At 78.2% G+C, this 243-nt stretch carries 1 protein-coding gene; it reads right to left on the bottom strand.

What is annotated here, in order from left to right:
- A partial coding sequence (locus tag KVS67_RS12735; RefSeq protein WP_217565521.1) for an antibiotic biosynthesis monooxygenase occupies nucleotides 1–234 on the bottom strand: 234 nt, incomplete at its 3' end.
- Between the last annotated feature and the right edge of the window lie 9 nt (nucleotides 235–243).

Genomic DNA, 243 nt, shown 5'->3' with positions numbered 1-243 from the left:
CGGCTGCGCCAGGTGCGGGGTGACGAGCGCACGCCACGCGTGGAACGCGGCGGACTCGCGGAAGGCCACGGTGTGGACCTCGCGCGTGTGCCAGCCGATCAGCAGCCGGTAGCGCGCCGGGTCCTCCACCTGCCGGGACAGGGCGAAGGACGTCGCGCCCCCGTCCCGGAACAGCGGCGCGGCCTCGGCGAGTGGCGCCTCGGAAGCCGCCTCCGCCCCCGCCGCCCCACGCAACCCCCCCCG

Origin of the sequence: Micrococcus sp. GbtcB5 (genome assembly GCF_019091605.1) — a bacterium.
In the GTDB taxonomy this organism is placed as follows: domain Bacteria; phylum Actinomycetota; class Actinomycetes; order Actinomycetales; family Micrococcaceae; genus Micrococcus; species Micrococcus luteus.
The sequence above is the reverse complement of the archived record's forward strand: the minus strand, read 5'-3'. Positions and strand labels throughout refer to the sequence as shown.